Origin of the sequence: Paraburkholderia sp. FT54 (assembly GCF_031585635.1) — a bacterium.
GTDB lineage: Bacteria > Pseudomonadota > Gammaproteobacteria > Burkholderiales > Burkholderiaceae > Paraburkholderia.
In genome coordinates, this window is sequence record NZ_CP134195.1 from 2,732,820 (window position 1) to 2,749,438 (window position 16,619).

General features: G+C 63.4%; 11 protein-coding genes. 1 reads left to right on the forward strand and 10 read right to left on the reverse strand.

Annotation, left to right across the window (positions count from 1 at the left end):
- Nucleotides 1-181 precede the first annotated feature (181 nt).
- The 10 genes from RI103_RS12640 to RI103_RS12685 all read right to left on the reverse strand — a co-directional run bounded on the left by RI103_RS12640 (nucleotide 182) and on the right by RI103_RS12685 (nucleotide 15,457).
- Complete coding sequence (locus tag RI103_RS12640) at nucleotides 182-1,366, reverse strand: tetratricopeptide repeat protein (RefSeq protein WP_310812340.1); 1,185 nt, start codon at nucleotides 1,364-1,366, stop codon at nucleotides 182-184.
- Nucleotides 1,367-1,375: 9 nt separating this feature from the next.
- Complete coding sequence (locus RI103_RS12645; RefSeq protein WP_035551441.1) at nucleotides 1,376-1,804, reverse strand: biopolymer transporter ExbD; 429 nt, start codon at nucleotides 1,802-1,804, stop codon at nucleotides 1,376-1,378.
- A gap of 106 nt (nucleotides 1,805-1,910) precedes the next feature.
- Nucleotides 1,911-2,333 carry a biopolymer transporter ExbD gene (locus RI103_RS12650; protein ID WP_310812341.1) on the reverse strand — a complete coding sequence of 141 codons (423 nt, stop codon included), beginning with the start codon at nucleotides 2,331-2,333 and terminating at the stop codon, nucleotides 1,911-1,913.
- 12 nt (nucleotides 2,334-2,345) lie between these two features.
- Complete coding sequence (locus RI103_RS12655) at nucleotides 2,346-3,251, reverse strand: MotA/TolQ/ExbB proton channel family protein (RefSeq protein ID WP_310812342.1); 906 nt, start codon at nucleotides 3,249-3,251, stop codon at nucleotides 2,346-2,348.
- Nucleotides 3,252-3,328: 77 nt separating this feature from the next.
- Nucleotides 3,329-4,039, reverse strand: a complete 711-nt coding sequence (locus RI103_RS12660) for an energy transducer TonB (RefSeq protein ID WP_310812343.1) — start codon at nucleotides 4,037-4,039, stop codon at nucleotides 3,329-3,331.
- Nucleotides 4,040-5,027: 988 nt separating this feature from the next.
- Complete coding sequence (gene uvrA, locus RI103_RS12665; protein WP_310812344.1) at nucleotides 5,028-10,913, reverse strand: excinuclease ABC subunit UvrA; 5,886 nt, start codon at nucleotides 10,911-10,913, stop codon at nucleotides 5,028-5,030.
- Nucleotides 10,914-11,204: 291 nt separating this feature from the next.
- Nucleotides 11,205-12,767 (reverse strand): amino acid racemase, encoded by a 1,563-nt coding sequence (locus RI103_RS12670; protein ID WP_310812345.1) that lies wholly within the window; start codon nucleotides 12,765-12,767, stop codon nucleotides 11,205-11,207.
- A gap of 203 nt (nucleotides 12,768-12,970) precedes the next feature.
- Nucleotides 12,971-13,288, reverse strand: coding sequence for a single-stranded DNA-binding protein (locus RI103_RS12675; RefSeq protein WP_106285001.1), 318 nt, complete (start codon nucleotides 13,286-13,288; stop codon nucleotides 12,971-12,973).
- Nucleotides 13,289-13,415: 127 nt separating this feature from the next.
- A complete protein-coding gene (locus RI103_RS12680) occupies nucleotides 13,416-14,339 on the reverse strand; it encodes a LysR family transcriptional regulator (RefSeq protein WP_310812346.1) in 924 nt (307 codons plus the stop codon).
- A 206-nt stretch (nucleotides 14,340-14,545) separates the two neighbouring features.
- A complete protein-coding gene (locus RI103_RS12685) occupies nucleotides 14,546-15,457 on the reverse strand; it encodes a LysR substrate-binding domain-containing protein (RefSeq protein WP_310812347.1) in 912 nt (303 codons plus the stop codon).
- Nucleotides 15,458-15,594: 137 nt separating this feature from the next.
- Here RI103_RS12685 and RI103_RS12690 point away from each other — a divergent pair, with 137 nt between their 5' ends.
- Entirely contained in the window at nucleotides 15,595-16,338 is a 744-nt protein-coding gene (locus RI103_RS12690) for an SDR family oxidoreductase (RefSeq protein ID WP_310812348.1), read from the forward strand.
- Nucleotides 16,339-16,619: the final 281 nt, after the last annotated feature.

Below are 16,619 nucleotides of genomic sequence, written 5' to 3' on the forward strand. Positions count from 1 at the left end.
ATAACCAGAAAAATTTGTTGTCCAGAATACTTTTTGGCTATTCCGAAAGCCTTTGCCACTGCAACCACAAACAGGTGTCGGAGACGGCCCACGTCCCTTACCACGAGCGCGCCCCTCGGTCTCGCCATGGGAGGCGTCGAACGCATCTCGTCTGATAGAACACAGCGGGAACGGAGTACTCCTATTTCGACGCCACCAGCACCCACAAACGTGCGAGGTCGGCCGAGCCATCGGTGCCTTTCACCGCGCGAAAGGTTTGCACCGCGCGGACCTTGTCGCCCGCCATGTAGTACGCCTCACCGAGATGCAGCTGCGCCTGGTCCGGGTGGTCGAGTCCACCCCTGGCGATCGCGGCATCCATCGCTGCCAGACCCTGTTTCGCCTGCCCCGCGAAAACCTGGTTGAAACCCATGTCGACGGGGGCGACGGGATTCGCCGGATCGGCGGGCGCCTGCGCCCGTTTTGCCGCAAGCGCCTGCAGACGTTTTTCGCGATCCGCCTGCGCGTCACGTCCCAGAACGCCCGACGTAAAGCCCTGATCGATGACCTGCTTGCCTTCCGCGGTGGTGCCCGCCACGATCGCCAGTTGGGTCATTTCCATGTAATCGTCGGCGGTGGACAGCGAGCCGGTCGCGCGGCGCAGGCGGTACGTGTCGATATCGAGCTTCGACGAATAGCCCGGCTTGTTGCGAATCGCCGAGAACAGATCGTCCCAGTAAGACTGCTTCGGATGATAGGCGACCAGCTTTTCGAGCGTGCTGCGGTACGTGGCATCGTCCTTCACGCGTTGTGCACACGTGCCGAGCAATTGCAATTGCGACTCGTCGGGCGCGTGACCGGCGTGCACCTGTGCGTCGATGCCCGGCTTGAGCAGGCTCACCACGCTCGCGCAATCGTTCGACAGGTAATAAGACTGGACCAGCAGGGTACGCATGTCGGGATCGCCGCCACCCGACTTCAGATAACGCTGCGCGACCTTCGCGGCTTGTGCATAGTTCTTCTGCTGGAAGTAGATGCCGGCCAGCGCCGCCGATGTCCGCTGCTCATCCGCCCCGCTCAACTTTCCGGAACCCAGCAACGTTTCGTAAGCCTGAGCAGCCAAGCCGGTTTCACCAGCCGCCGCCGCTGCCGCACCGCGCATCTCCTCGATCATGGTACTTTCATACGGCGTCTTGCCGGGCACGGCCGCCGCCTGATCGATCTTCGTCAGCGCGTCCTTGTACTTGTGCGCGCGATATAGATCCTGTGCAGCATTCAGCGGTTTCGCCACATCCGGCCGCAAGGTGTCGGCGGCATGAGAGGCGAGCGGCAGCAAGAGAGCTGCCGCGATGACGGCGCGCCTGAACTGTTGATGAATCGTTTGCATTGCCCCTCCCTATTGCATGTACTGCTCATTGCCGATCAGGCCGATCTTCGTCGCGCCCAGTCGTTGCGCGGACGCCATCACCGCCGCGACATCCTTGTACGGCACCAGCTTGTTCGGCCGCAGGTGGATTTCTGCCTGCACCGGCTCGGCGGCCACTTGCGCGAGCCTGGATTCGAGCGCGGCGCGGTCCGGCACCGGCTGACCGTTCCAGGTCGTGGTGCCGTCGAAGTCGATATCGATCTGCACTACTTCAGGCTGCGTGATCGGCGGCGGCGGATTGCCGACCGGCAGATTCATCTTGATGGCGTGCGTCTGGATCGGAATCGTGATAATCAGCATGATCAGCAACACCAGCATCACGTCGATCAAAGGCGTGGTGTTGATGTCGACCATCACATCTGGTTCACTGCCGCCGCCCGACGATACATTCATTCCCATTATCGGCTCCTGTCGATCGGATCTTGTGCAAAGCACTTGGTCCGATCCCATGCAACGCTAGTTGATCGGACCCAGTGCAAAGCACTCGGTCCGGTCCCACGCAAAGTTAGCCGCCGCGCGCGGGCGGCTCGGTGATAAACGAAACCTTGGCGATACCGGCGCGCTCGCACTCGGTAATGACCCGGCCGATGAATTCATAACGCGCGCTCTGGTCGCCGCGAACATGCACTTCCGGTTGCGGCGTCATGACCGACACGGTCTTCAGGCGTGCCAGCAGCGTCGGCGCGTCAACCTGTTTCTCGTTCCAGAAGAAGTCGCCGTCGTGGTTGACCGCGATGACGATACTTTTGGGCGTGGTCTGCAGCGGCTGGATCGTCTCCTTCGGCAATTGAACCGGCACCGTATGCGTCACGACCGGAATCGTGATCAGAAAGATGATCAGCAGAACCAGCATCACGTCGACGAGCGGCGTGGTGTTGATGCTGGAGATGACCTCGTCGTTGTCGTCCTGCCCAACGCTCATTGCCATGACAGACTCCGCTTATTGAACCAGCGACGCTTCACGAGCCGCGGCGCGCGCCGGACGGCGGCTGCCGGCCAGCAGAACGGTATGCAGTTGCGCGCCGAATGCACGGACGCGTTCCATCACCGACTTGTTGCGGCGAACCAGGAAGTTGTAGCCGAGCACCGCGGGCACGGCCACTGCGAGACCGATGGCGGTCATGATCAGTGCCTCGCCCACCGGACCCGCGACTTTGTCGATCGAAGCCTGGCCGGCAATACCGATGGCTGTCAGCGCGTGATAAATCCCCCACACCGTACCGAACAGGCCGACGAACGGTGCCGTCGAACCCACCGTGCCGAGGAAAGCCAAACCGTCTTGCAGACGATTCGACACGTTGGTGATCGCACGCTCGACCGAGGTATCGATCCACGTGTTGCGATCCACCGCTTCGAGCAGTGCTTCGTCATGATGCTCGCCCGCCTCGATGGCCGTTTCGGCGATGAAGCGGAACGGCGACGCTTCGTCGAGGCGCTTCGCACCTTCGCCTAGCGACGGCGCGGTCCACAGTTGCTCGTCGGCGCTTTTTGCACGGCGGTTCGCGCGGAACTGCTCGAAGAACTTGGTGATCATGATGTACCAGCTGCCCATCGACATGAGCACCAGCAGGATCAGCACGAAGCGTGCGACGAAGTCACCGTTCTTCCAGAGGGCACCAAGGCCGTATGGATTGCTGACGGTCTCGGACGTGGCCGGTGCCGGCGGCGGCACTGCTTCGTCGGCGGCCGAGCTCGCGGTTTGCGGCGCGGCGGTGGCCGGCGCGGCAGCCGACGCCGTGGCATCGCTGGCCTGTGCATGGGCCATTTGCGGTGCGACAAAGGTATCCACCGTGGTTACGGCGATCAACATGCTTGCCGCCAGTGCGGCGAGAGTACGCTTCTTCATGCCTGCTCCAAAGTTCATTAGTACAACTTCTAAACTAAGACTGATAAATCGCTACCGGTACCGAACAGCCGGTGAATTCAGTTCAGGTTAAACGAGAACGGAACTTGCACACGGACAGCCTGGCCTTGGGAAACGCACGTGAACTGCTTGACCGCGTTGAATGCAGCACGATCCAATGAGGAGTCGTCCGAGGATTTGGCAACGCGTTCATTTGTAATATGGCCCTGCGGGTCGACGACGAATTCAATGAGAACGTCACCTGTCACATTGTTTTCCTGCGCTTCCTTCGGGTAGCGGATCGACGAACGGATCTGATCCGAGTTCGGGCACACGACGCCGACTTCCGTGCTCACAGGCTTGCTCGGCGCGGGCGGAGCCGGCGGTGCGGGCGGCGCCACAGCGGGGGCCGACACGACCGGTGCCGCCTGATGAGTGATGGTCGGCTGCGGCGGCGTTTGCACCTGCACTTCCGGCGGCGGCACGAACGGCGGCGGAGGCGGCGCGAATTTCGGCGGCGGCAATTGCACCGTGGGCAACGGCGGCGGAGGCGGCGGCTTTACCGGTTCGATGATTTTCGTTTCGATAGGATGCTGGATGACCTGCACCACCTTGGTGGCGAGGCCATTGATCAATGCATAGATCAACACAATATGCAGGAGCAGAACGACTGCGATGCCGCCGAACCGGCGTACTGGGTTTTGCTGCTTGCGTCCAAACTGACGCGGGCGCCCCGGCCTCTCCACACGGGCCGCTGCTGCCGGAAATTGCCCTTCGACTTTCGTACCCACCTTTGCTCCTCCGGCGTGAACCGTCCATTTCTGTAACTGCAGTACGCTTACCTACCGCAAACAACATTCACTTCAGTCATCCGTCGATCTGCCATTTTCGATTCGCAGTCCAAAATTGACGTGACACTACCCCGCTCCGATCCGACGACACGACGCGTCTCCAGGAGACCACGGCCGCGCGTCACGCGAGTCGAATAGACGATCTAAGTAGAACTACTAATAGATTAAATTTGAGCCACTCACTTCTGCCTTGCATGAACGCTGGAGACAACCTGAACGCTATAAGTCGTTACGCTCGGAACTTTTTGCGCAAACGTCACATTCGTTTCATGGGTCGCAACGATAGCAGGACAAAAAATCTGCGGTCAAACTTTTTTTGATGTCAGCATACTTAGTTTAGAGAGGAGACTCTAACTCATGCCGAATTCGCGTCGCTTTAAAAGAATAAGCGTATGCGGAGCAGATGAGCATTCGAATTCTTTCTGCCCCGCAATTGGGATTTCGCTGCCCGTTCGGAGTGCACCGATGCACACGAAAATGTCGACCGGCTGACTGACCCGGCGTGCAGAAGCCTTTCTGGGCGGGCGTTTCGACGCCATCTCAGCGTAACTCACGTGCGATTGCGGACGACCCGTTTGCGATGGTGATCGGGCGCCGGCGTGTGACCGCCGCCAAAGGCGAGAAGATAGCAGAAGGATAGAAGCATTTGAAAATATTCTTAGCGGTATTTACGACACTCTAAATACGCATCTCAATTACGCTCCGCATTGAATTACAAAACAATTCTAATAAATTACAAACTGCCGACAGAATGGATGGATGCCGCGTACGGGCGATGTCGGTGCGATGTTGGCGAGCTGTGCATGGCAATTTCGCGCTGACCGGACGCCCGGCTAAAGCGACACGCACATGCGCCGGCAAACCCTCGCCGGTTCGACAAAACGAGCAAGTGTGAGCGGCGCAACGTTGATCGCGCCGCTCGACTGCATCATCCGTTCGTGCCCTCGCCTGCCACGACAGCGCTGTTGTTACGCGATCGCGCGAGAACGGGTCGCAGCGCGGCGCCCGTATGGCTCGCGGCAATGCGCGACAGTCCTTCGGGATCCGTGGCAGCGACGATCGACCCGCCGCCCACGCCGCCTTCTGGACCGAGATCGATGATCCAGTCCGCCTCGGCGATCACATCCAGATCGTGCTCGATGACGACGACACTATGGCCGCCGTCCGCGAGACGATGCAGCACGCGGATCAGCTTGGCGACGTCCGCCATATGCAGACCCACGGTCGGTTCGTCCAGCACATACAACGTGTGCGGCGGCTTCTGACCGCGCCGCGTGATGTCGTCGCGCACCTTGCTCAATTCGGTGACGAGCTTGATGCGCTGCGCTTCGCCGCCCGACAACGTGGGCGATGGCTGACCCAGCGTGAGATAACCGAGGCCCACGTCTTTCATCAACTGCAATGGATGAGCGATGTTCGAGATAGGCCCAAAGAACTCGACGGCTTCATCGATTTCCATGGTCAACACGTCGCCGATATTCTTGCCGCGCCACGTGACCGCGAGCGTCTCGGGGTTGAAGCGCTGGCCGTGACACACATCGCAAGGCACTTTCACATCGGGCAGGAAGCTCATGCCGATGGTGCGCACGCCCTGCCCCTCGCAGGCGGGGCAACGGCCTTCGCCGGTGTTGAACGAGAAACGCGAAGCCGTATAGCCACGCGCCCGCGCTTCGAGCGTGCCGGCGAACAGCTTGCGGATTGCGTCCCACACGCCGATGTACGTGGCGGGACACGAACGCGGTGTCTTGCCGATCGGCGTTTGATCGACTTCAAGTACGCGGTCGATGGTTTCCCAGCCGGTGATCGAATCGCACCCTTGCCATGCATGCGTCACGTTCAGCGGCGCGCGCGGTGCCGAGCGCGCCAGCACGCTGGAGCGCCGGTTCGCCGCGGGCTTTTCCTCGGCCGCCGCGCGCGCGCGCCGCGTGGCCGGCGACGACAGCACCGAACGTCCGACGGCATCCAGCAGATTGGTCATCAGCACGTCGCGCGCAAGCGTCGACTTGCCGGAACCGCTGACGCCGGTGACCGCCACCAGCCGCGAAAGCGGAATGCCGACCGTGACGTTGCGCAAATTGTGCAACTTGCCGCCGTGCACGGTCAGCCAGTTCTCCGGCACCGCGGCCGTGCGCTTACCCGGCGCGACCACTTCGCGGCGCGGCTGCAAAGGATGCACGATGGGCTGCGCGAGAAACTGTCCTGTCAGCGAATCGGGCTGCGCCGACAGGTCGGCAACACTGCCCTGCGCGACCAGCGTGCCGCCGCGTTTGCCCGCGCCCGGCCCGATGTCGATGATGTGATCAGCACGCCGTATCGTGTCCTCGTCATGCTCGACGACCACCAGCGTATTGCCCTTCTCACCGAGCTTGCGCAAAGCGTTCAGCAGAATCTGATTGTCGCGCGGATGCAGACCGATGGTCGGTTCGTCGAGCACGTAGCACACGCCTTGCAGGTTGCTGCCGAGTTGAGCGGCGAGCCGGATGCGCTGCGCTTCGCCGCCTGAAAGACTCGGCGCCGCGCGATCGAGACTCAGATAGCCAAGCCCCACTTCCTCGAGGAACTGCAGACGGCTGCCGATTTCGCTCACCACGTCACGCGCGATTTCCGCGTCGCGGCCGGTCATCTCCAGCGTGTCGATCCACGCGCGCGTATCGGCCACGGTCCACTGCGCGACATCGACAATCGCCTGTGCGTCGAACGTGACAGCGCGCGCGGTGGGATTAAGACGCGTACCGGCGCAATCCAGACATGGTTCGTCGACGAGACCCTCGGGCTCCTGCTCTTCCGACGGCAGGCTCTGTTCACGACCGCGATTGTCGTCGACGACGATCGTATCGTCGTACACCGCGCGTTGTTCACGCGTGAGCGCAAGGCCCGTGCCGACGCACGTGGTACACCAGCCATGCTTGCTGTTGTACGAGAACATGCGCGGATCGAGTTCGGGGTAGCTCGTGCCGCACACCGGGCACGCGCGCCTGGTGGACAGCACCTTCACGGCGCCGAGTTTCGCCGTGGGATGACCGCCAGTGATCGCGTCGTGCAAACCGTCGAGCGGCGCCAGCAGATGCATCACGCCCTTGCCGACTTCCAGCGTCTGGTCGAGCGCCTGACGCAGTTCGGTTTCGTTGTCCGGCGACACGACGAGGTCAGCCACCGGCAGCTCGATCGTATGCTCGCGGAAGCGGTCGAGCTTCGGCCACGGGTCCACCGGCACGAACTCGCCGTCCACACGCAGATGGGTATTGCCGCGCGCTTTCGCCCACTTCGCCAGATCCGTATAGACGCCCTTGCGGTTCACGACCAGCGGCGCGAGGAAACCGACGTGCTGCCCCTTGTGATCGCGCAGCAACTGCGCCGCGATCGATTCGACGCTTTGCGCCGTGACCGGCGTGCCGTCGTGAATGCAATGCTGCAGACCGAGCTTCACATATAGCAGACGCAGGAAGTGCCATACCTCCGACGTGGTCGCGACGGTACTCTTGCGCCCGCCGCGCGAGAGCCGCTGTTCGATCGCGACGGTCGGCGGAATACCGTACACCGCGTCGACTTCGGGCCGCCCCGCCGGTTGCACGATGGAACGCGCGTAGGCATTCAGCGATTCGAGGTAACGGCGCTGCCCTTCGTGGAACAGAATGTCGAAGGCGAGCGTGGACTTGCCCGAACCGGACACGCCTGTAATCACGTTGAATTTGCCGTGTGGAATGTCCACATCCAGCGCCTTCAGGTTGTGCTCGCGCGCGTTGACGATGCGCACCACGTCCTCGCCTTCGATCGCCCGGCGCGCTCGCGCCGCGCTCAACGCCTTTTGCAGCGGAATGCCTTGCGACGCCGGTTCGGCCGCCGCGCTCATGGCGCGGTCGTATTGCAGCAGCGCCTCGCCAGTATGCGATTCCGGGCAGGCTTTGACGTCTTCCGGCGTGCCGGCGCACAGCACCCGACCGCCGCCGTCGCCACCTTCGGGGCCGAGGTCGATCAGCCAGTCGGCCGCGCGGATCACGTCGAGATTGTGCTCGATCACGATCAGCGAATGACCGCTCGCGAGCAGCTTGCCGAACGCCTGCATCAGCTTGGCGATGTCGTCGAAATGCAGGCCGGTGGTCGGTTCGTCGAACATGAACAGACGCTTCGCGACCGGCTGCTTCGCGCTGCGCGCAGTCCGCGCCTGGGCCGATTCCGCCAGGAAACCGGCGAGTTTGAGGCGCTGCGCTTCGCCGCCCGACAACGTGGGCACCGGCTGGCCGAGCTTCACGTATTCGAGGCCCACGTCGACGATCGGTTGCAGCACGCGCAACACTTCGGCATCTTTAGCGAAATACGTGGTGGCTTCGCTCACCGTCAATTCCAGCACGTCGGCAATGCTCAGCGCGCGCGCCGGTTCGCCGCGCTCGATCTTCACTTCGAGCAATTCCGCGCGATAACGGCGCCCGTCGCAATCGGGGCAACGCAGATACACGTCGCTCAGGAACTGCATTTCGATATGTTCGAAACCCGAGCCACCGCAGGTCGGGCAACGGCCTTCGCCCGAGTTGAAGCTGAACATGCCCGGGCCGTAACCGCGTTGCTGCGCCAGCGGCGCCTTGGCAAACAGCTTGCGGATTTCGTCGAACGCGCCGACGTAACTCGCCGGATTCGAGCGCGCCGTCTTGCCGATCGGCGACTGGTCGACGAACACGACGTCGGTGACCTGATCGGCGCCGCTCAGGTTTCTGAATGCACCCGGCGATTCGGTGGCGAGACCGAAGTGCCGCGCCATGGCCGGATACAGCACATCTTGCAGCAGCGTGGATTTGCCGGACCCCGACACCCCTGTCACGCAGACGAGCCGCTGCAGGGGAATCTCCACCGTGACATCGCGCAGATTGTGTTCCGTCGCGCCTTCGAGCACGATGCGCGGCGTGGCGGCATCCACGGGACGCTGCGACCAATGCGCCGCGTCGGCCACGTGCCGGCGGCCGCCGAGGTACTCGCCGGTGAGCGTGCCGGAGGAACGGATCGCTTCGGGCGCACCGTCGTAAATGATCGAGCCGCCGCGCTCGCCCGGCCCCGGCCCCATGTCGATCAGACGATCCGCCGCGAGCATCACGGAGGGATCGTGTTCGACCACCACCAGCGTATTGCCCGCGTCACGCAAACGGTGCATGGCTTCGACGATGCGGTTCAGATCGCGCGGATGCAAGCCGATGCTCGGCTCGTCGAGCACAAAGAGCGTCTTGGTGAGCGACGTGCCGAGCGCCGTGGTCAGGTTGATCCGCTGCACCTCACCGCCCGACAACGTGCGGCTTTGCCGGTCGAGCGTCAGATAGCCGAGGCCCACGTCGCACAGATATTTGAGGCGCGTGCGCACTTCGGCGAGCAGGAGTTTCAACGCGTCGTCGAGCAAGGCACTCGGCAAGCTGATTTCGTCGAAGAAGCGCCGGATGCGCTCGATCGGCATCAGCATCAAATCATGCACGGTCAGGCCCGGCAACGCTTCGAGCTGCCCGCGCGTCCAGTCGACGCCGCGCGGCAGGAAGCGCTTCTCCGCCGGCAGCACGTCGTCCGCATTCGCCTTGCTGCCGAGGCGCCACAACAGCGATTCCGTTTTCAGACGCGCGCCGCCGCAGGTTTCGCACGGCGTATAGCTGCGGTACTTGGACAGCAGCACGCGAATATGCATCTTGTACGCCTTCGATTCGAGATACTCGAAGAAGCGTTTGACGCCGTACCAGTGGCTTTGCCACTTGCCGTTCCAATCCGGCGAGCCGTTGATGACCCAGTCGCGCTCGGCGTCCGTCAGTTCGCCCCATGGCGTGCCGCGGCGGATATCGGCTTTCGCCGCATAGCGCATCAGATCGTCCTGGCACTCCTTCCACGCAGGCGTTTGCATGGGCTTGATCGCACCGTCGCGCAGCGTCTTGCGCGCGTCCGGGATCACCAGCCCGAGGTCGACGCCGATCACGCGACCGAAACCGCGGCAGACTTCGCATGCGCCGTAGGCCGAGTTGAACGAGAACAGCGCGGGCTGCGGATCGGCGTAGCGCAGATCGCTTTCCGGGCTGTGCAAGCCGGTGGAGAAGCGCCAGATTTGCGGTTCGGCTTCCTGACTTTCCGCTCCTTCCGACGACGCCGGCAACACATAGATATTGACGCGCCCGCCGCCGCGCTTGAGCGAAGCCTCGATGGCCTCGACCACCCGCTGCTTGTCCACCGAGCGCAAGCGAAAGCGGTCGGCCACCACATCGAGCAGCTTGCGCTTGCCGGTGGGCGAATCGACTTCGCGCTGCGCCTGCACGCGCGTGTAGCCGCTGGCCGACAGCCATTGCTCCACTTCCTGCTCCGAGGCGGACTCGGGCAGCTCGACCGGGAACGTGACGACGAGTCTCGGTTCGTTGTCCGCCGTGCGTTCGAGCAGTTCGGCGTAGATCGTTTCCGGCGTGTCGTGACGCACCTGGTGTGCCGACTTGCGGTCGAACAGTTCTGCAGCGCGCGCGTAGAGCAGCTTCAGGTGATCGTTGAGCTCCGTCATGGTGCCGACCGTGGAGCGCGAACTGCGCACCGGATTGGTCTGGTCGATCGCAATGGCCGGCGGCACGCCGTCGACGCGGTCCACTTGCGGCCGGTCCATGCGGTCGAGAAACTGCCGGGCGTAAGCGCTGAACGTTTCGACGTAGCGCCGCTGCCCTTCCGCGTAAAGCGTGTCGAACACGAGGCTCGACTTGCCGGAACCGGACGGGCCGGTGACGACCGTCATTTCACCGGTTCGTACGTCGAGGTCGACGTTCTTGAGGTTGTGCTGGCGTGCGCCGCGAATCTTGATAGTGCCGTTAGATGCCAATTTTTCCGACCGTCTGAATGAGTGGGCCACCTCTCACGGACGCCTCGCGACCGCGCAAGTTCGGTGCAGCCGGACGGCGGAAACCCACGCCGAAGCTCAGCTTGCAACGGGATACTATACTGTATATTTATACAGTTTTCCACGACGCGGCACGGTTGCGCTTTCGAAGCGTCTCAGGACATGACCGGCGATAAAAAACGCGCGCCGTTCAGCGCGGCAGCAAACGTTGTGCCGATTGGAATGGCCAAGGTTTGGCGCCGCATGAAGCGGCGCTGAAGGCGTGGAGAGGCGTTATCGCGCGAGGCTTGCAATGCGCCGCGGGGTCGTGACCGGTGCACCGTTCCTGGCCGTAGACGCTCTCGGCGATGATCGGCCCGCTGTCGCCGCCGTAGCGACCGGCGCGGCATCCAGCGCACGGCTTTCGCCTAGCGCATACGCCACGCAACGCCTTGCCAGCACCTCCGTCGGATCGACGAGCCGCACCACCAGGCCGCCCGCGCACGCCAGCGTGGCGTCGCGCAGCAGCAACGGCAACTCGGTGCAACCCAGCACGATCACCTGCACGCCTTGCGCGACCAGATCGTCGACCGCCGCGGCGAGATCATCGCAGCACTCGCCCGACGTGAAGCCCGCTTTCGCGCCCTTCGGTCCGTAGATGGCGTTCATCAGGCGCGCCTGGGCCAGGTCGCCCGGCGCGATCTGCACGAAACCGCGTGCTTCGAGCGACTGCTCATAGACGCGGCTCGCCAGCGTGCCCGAGGTGGCCAGCACGCCGACTTCGCGCAGGCCCGGAAAAGTCTCATGCAGATAATCGGCGGTACAGGTCAGCATATTGACGATCGGAATGCTGAGCGACGGCTGGATCCGCTCGACGAACGCATGTGCCGTATTGCACGGAATCGCGATGAGGTCCGCGCCGCCATCCTCGAGTGTCTTGCAGGCGGCATAGAGCGCGAGCGTCGGATCGGCGCCGTTGCCGAGCAGCGCGGCGGTGCGATCGGGAATCTGCGGGTTCTGCTCGACCATGATCCTGAGGTGGTCCTGATCGCACGCGGCAGGCGTATTGCGCACCAGCTTGGCCATGAAATCGACCGTCGCCGCCGGCCCGACGCCGCCCAGCACGCCCACCTTGAAGCGCCGCTCCTGCTCCGAATATTGGGCCGCGGCGACGTAGCGCGCGTAGACCAGATTGGCGTCGACGAACGGCACCTCGAGCCGGCCGAGCGAGCGCGCGACCAGCGCGATTTCGACGAGCCCCGGCAGAATGATCTCCGCGCCCTGCGCGATGAGGTCCGCACACGCCGCGCGCAGCAACTCGATCGGGCGGCCATAGAGGCGGCCGTTTCTGATGCCTTCGTCGCTATAGACGGCGCTCGTCACGCAATCGACGCCCGCTTCGTTGCGCGGATGCAGCACGGCGAACCGCGCGGCGTCGAAATAACGCTCGAAAAGACCGTTGTCGCGGATGGCGTCCGAAGTCAGCACGCCGATCCGGCGCACCGACGGAAACGCCTGGCGCACGTGCGCCGATAGCGCCGTCATGATGTTGGCGACCGGCACGGCCACGTTCGCCGAGAGTTCGTCGATGAAGGTATGGCTGAGGAAGCACGGCAACACGATCGCCTCGACGCCGCGCTTTTCGAACGCGCGCATGGTGTCGAACACGTGAATCTTGAACTGGGCGTTCACCTCGCTCTGCGAGGCCGGTCCTTGCCAGGACTGCTGCTCGAGAACGAGATCGAATGGCCGCGCCGCGCCTGGCCGGTCCCAGGCGGCGGTCATCCGGCACAGAACGTCGGCGCTGGCGAGCTGCGCCGCGCCGGTCACGACGCCCAGCGAACGATAGCGATTCATGATGGCTTTCCCCCCGTCTTTTTTTCCGCCCGCCTCGATGGTAGGCAGCTTTTGCGCGATTGAGGATGACATTATGTGGGCGGACTATGACGTGGGGTTAACCACGAAACGCTGCTGTTGCGCCGGAGCGGCGACGCGGCGCCGGTCGCCGACCGCTTCGTCGAGTATCTCAGGGATGCCGGTGCCGAGCCGAAGGCCAAGCCTCATTCATCCGCTTCGCGGCGCCCTTCGTAAGCGGTCAGCAGTTTGTGGGCAACCATATCCACGGCCGGTTTGACGAGCCCGTTCTTGTCGGTCCAAACCTTGGGCGTCAAGGTGCCGCTCAGCGCGACACTGTCCGCGTCGCTCAACGCGAGCAGCGCGGTTTGCACGTCGTCGTCGAAGGCAATCACATTGACGAAAATCGTGTCGCCGTCGTTGGTGGCCGCGCGTACCTTGCAGGTCACGAAACGCCTGCCGTTTTGCCCCGTGCGAATCTGCGCCTCGCCGTACAACCGCCCGCCCACCAGTCCATCGATCATCGCCCTGCTCCTCTTGATTCGTACCGTGCGGAAAGCAGAATCGCCCAGCACGGCGCGTATGATCCCACGAGAAGCCGCGCCGCCTGCATAAAAAGCACCGCTCACTCGCGGACCAAAGGCGCGGACATCAGGCGCCGATGGTCACGTCCACGCCGCGCACGAGGCGTTTCGCGAGCCGCGGTTGCCGCAGCTGTTCGAGCCACCATTGCAAGGCGCGCCCTTCATGATCGCCGCGCCACGCGACGTACAGCACGTTCGGCTCGCGCGGATCGGAGGTCGTCTTCTCGATCAACTCGCCCTGCTTCAATAACGTCGCGACACGCTGACGCGGCAACCAGCCCACGCCCAGGCCATCGCGTTGCGCCAGAATTTTTGCGCGCATGGACGGCACGGCCAGTGACGCCTGTCCGCCGATCAGACCATAGGCACGCCCCGCGGTAGTCCGCGATGAATCCGCCACTACCACCGCACGATGTTCGAGAATCCGTTCGCGGCCCAGCGTTCCCTCGACGGCCGCCAGCGCATGGCGCGGCGACACCGCGAACACCCACTCCATCACGCCGAGTTCGAACCAGCGCAGGCCGGGAATCGCCGGCGGCTCGTTGGTCGCGCCCACGATCAGATCCGCGCGGCCGTCGCGCAGCGCTTCCCAGGTGCCGCTCAAGACTTCATGGGTGATGCGCAGCTTGACGCCGGAGTCGAGCGCATCGAATGTGCGCACCACCGGCATCAGCAGTTCGAATTCGATGATTTCGTCCGTGACTATCCACAAGCGGTCTTCCCAGCCGCTCGCGATCTGCTTCACGCGCTGCGTCATGCGCGACATGTCGAGCATCAAACGCGCGGCTTCATCGGCGAGAAGCTGGCCCGCGGGCGTGAGTTGCAGCCGGTAGCGACGCCGGTCGAACAGCAACGCGTCGAAGCGCGTCTCCAGTTGCCGGGCCGCATGCGAGATGGTGGACGGCGCCTTGCCGAGCCGAGCCGCCGCGCGCGACAGGCTGCCGGTCTCGCGAATCGCGTCGAGCAAAGCCAGTTCGTCTTCGGACAGCATGTTCCATTCCTTCGAACGAGTTCGACCCAAAGATGGTACGGCAACGCGGCAACACCGGTCCACTCCAGCGATATGAGAGCCGCGTTGATGAGAAGTTTCGTTTGCATGGGCTTTCGGAAAATCCGCATGAGTCACGCTTTTCGAGCACTCGAAAACCACCGCGGCATCCATTCGACCAGCATCCTGCCGTTCGGCCCCGTTCAGGATTACTCCGCGCCGCCTGTCGTCACCACGGCCGCTTCGAAAATGTCGCGCAGCCACTGCGCAAACACCCGCACCCGCGACGACAACTGACGGTTCTGCGGATACAGCACGGACACCGGCATCGGCGGCGGCGGAAAGTCCGCGAGAATAATTTTCAGCCGCCCCGCCGCCAGTTCGGCCGCCACCCGGTATTGCGGCACCTGCACGATGCCGAGCCCCGCAAGCGCCGAGCCGGTGTAGAGTTCGGTGCCGGTCACCGACACCGCCGACGGCAGGACCATCGCCACCGCGCGGCCCGCCACGCTGAATTCGAGCGGCACGGCCTTGCCCGTCGCGCTCGACACGTAATTGACCGCCCGATGCGTGGACAGCGCCGACGGCTCAGCCGGCTCGCCATAGGCGGCGAGATACGCGGGACTCGCCACCGTCACCTGCGGCAGTTGCGCGACGCGGCGCCCCACCATCGACGAATCCTGCAGATTGCCCGCGCGCAGCACGCAGTCGACTCCCTCCCGCACCAGATCGACAAGCCGGTCATCTTCGCCGATGGTCAGTTCGATCCCGGGAAAGCGTGCGAGAAACGCCGGCAGCGCCGGCACCACGAAGTGCCGCGCCAGCGTGCCTTGCAAATTCACCCGCAGCAAACCCTTCGGCGCAAGGTTCGAAAACGAGCCCTCGGCCTCCTCCATGTCGGCAATCAGACGCACGCAGCGGCGGTAGTACGCCTCGCCGTCGTGCGTGAGACGCACCGTGCGCGTGGTGCGCTCGAGCAGCCGCGCCCCGAGCCGTTGCTCCATGCGCTTCATCAGGTTGGTCACGGTGGCGCGCGGAATCCGCAGATCGTCCGAGGCGCGCGTGAAGCTTTGCCGCTCCGCGATCCGTATGAAAACCCGCATTTCCTCGAAACGATCCATGGCCGATGGCTGTCAGGCGGCTGCGCGCCAATTGTTAAAGCAAATGGAATGATGATGCCAAGTCTAGCCTGATTATCTACGCCTGGAAAGCGTCCATGATTCATCTCACACATCCAACAGCCACAAGGAAACGAATCATGAACACGCTCAAAAACGCCCAGGTCGCAATCGTCACCGGCGCATCGCGCGGCATAGGCGCAGCGGTCGCGCAACGTCTCGCCGGGGACGGCTTCGCCGTCGCGGTCAATTACGCGTCCAGTTCGGCCGAGGCCGATGCGCTCGTCGCGGAACTCACCGCGGCTGGCGCCAAGGCGATCGCGGTGAAGGCCGACGTCTCGAATGCCGACGACGTGCGCCGCATGTTCGAGATCACCGAACAGCAACTCGGCAAAGTGGACGTGCTGGTCAACAACGCGGGCGTGCTCAAGACCGTGCCGCTCGCCGACGCCAGCGACGCGCTCTACGACCAGACCTTCGACATCAACGTGCGCGGCACCTTCAACGCCTTGCGCGAAGCAGCGGCGCGCATGAACGAGGGCGGCCGCATCGTCAACTTTTCGAGCACCACGCTGGCGCTGAACATGCCCGGCTATGCGATCTACAACGCGACCAAGGCGGCCGTCGAAGCCTTCACGCACGTGTTCGCCAAAGAACTGCGCGGCCGCAACATCACTGTCAACGCCGTGGCGCCGGGTCCGATCGCGACCTCGCTGTTCCTCGACGGCAAGACCGAAGAACAGATCCAGACTTTCGCGAAGATGCCGCCGCTGCAGCGACTCGGCCAGCCGGACGATATCGCGTCGGTGGTGGCGTTCCTCGCCGGTCCGGATGCGGGCTGGGTCAACGGTCAGATCCTGCGTGCCAACGGCGGCATTGCTTGACGCACTTGATGCGCCACCGACGGGGCAGGCGCTGAAGATCATTCTCGTGACGGGCGCCGGTACGGGTATCAACCGTCCGACGCGTCCGTCACGACGAGGAGCACGACCATGAAACCCTCGGTCACGTACCTTCATCTGCTGAAGCACACGCCGTTTTTTTACGAGCCTGACGACCGATCAGCTACGGTGGGTGATCGGCCACTCCCACGAATGGGAAGCGCAAGCCGGCACGGTCGTCGCGCAATGCAAAGACAGCGTGACAACCGCTGAGGATCAAACCA

What these genes read in the sequence shown, in the direction of transcription:
- RI103_RS12655 (WP_310812342.1), bottom strand. Translation starts at nt 3,251, where the DNA reads ATGAAGAAGCGTACTCTCGCCGCACTGGCGGCAAGCATGTTGATCGCC.
- RI103_RS12640 (WP_310812340.1), bottom strand. Translation starts at nt 1,366, where the DNA reads ATGCAAACGATTCATCAACAGTTCAGGCGCGCCGTCATCGCGGCAGCT.
- RI103_RS12645 (WP_035551441.1), bottom strand. Translation starts at nt 1,804, where the DNA reads ATGGGAATGAATGTATCGTCGGGCGGCGGCAGTGAACCAGATGTGATG.
- RI103_RS12690 (WP_310812348.1), top strand. Translation starts at nt 15,595, where the DNA reads ATGAACACGCTCAAAAACGCCCAGGTCGCAATCGTCACCGGCGCATCG.
- RI103_RS12675 (WP_106285001.1), bottom strand. Translation starts at nt 13,288, where the DNA reads ATGATCGATGGACTGGTGGGCGGGCGGTTGTACGGCGAGGCGCAGATT.
- RI103_RS12680 (WP_310812346.1), bottom strand. Translation starts at nt 14,339, where the DNA reads ATGCTGTCCGAAGACGAACTGGCTTTGCTCGACGCGATTCGCGAGACC.
- RI103_RS12650 (WP_310812341.1), bottom strand. Translation starts at nt 2,333, where the DNA reads ATGGCAATGAGCGTTGGGCAGGACGACAACGACGAGGTCATCTCCAGC.
- RI103_RS12685 (WP_310812347.1), bottom strand. Translation starts at nt 15,457, where the DNA reads ATGGATCGTTTCGAGGAAATGCGGGTTTTCATACGGATCGCGGAGCGG.
- RI103_RS12670 (WP_310812345.1), bottom strand. Translation starts at nt 12,767, where the DNA reads ATGAATCGCTATCGTTCGCTGGGCGTCGTGACCGGCGCGGCGCAGCTC.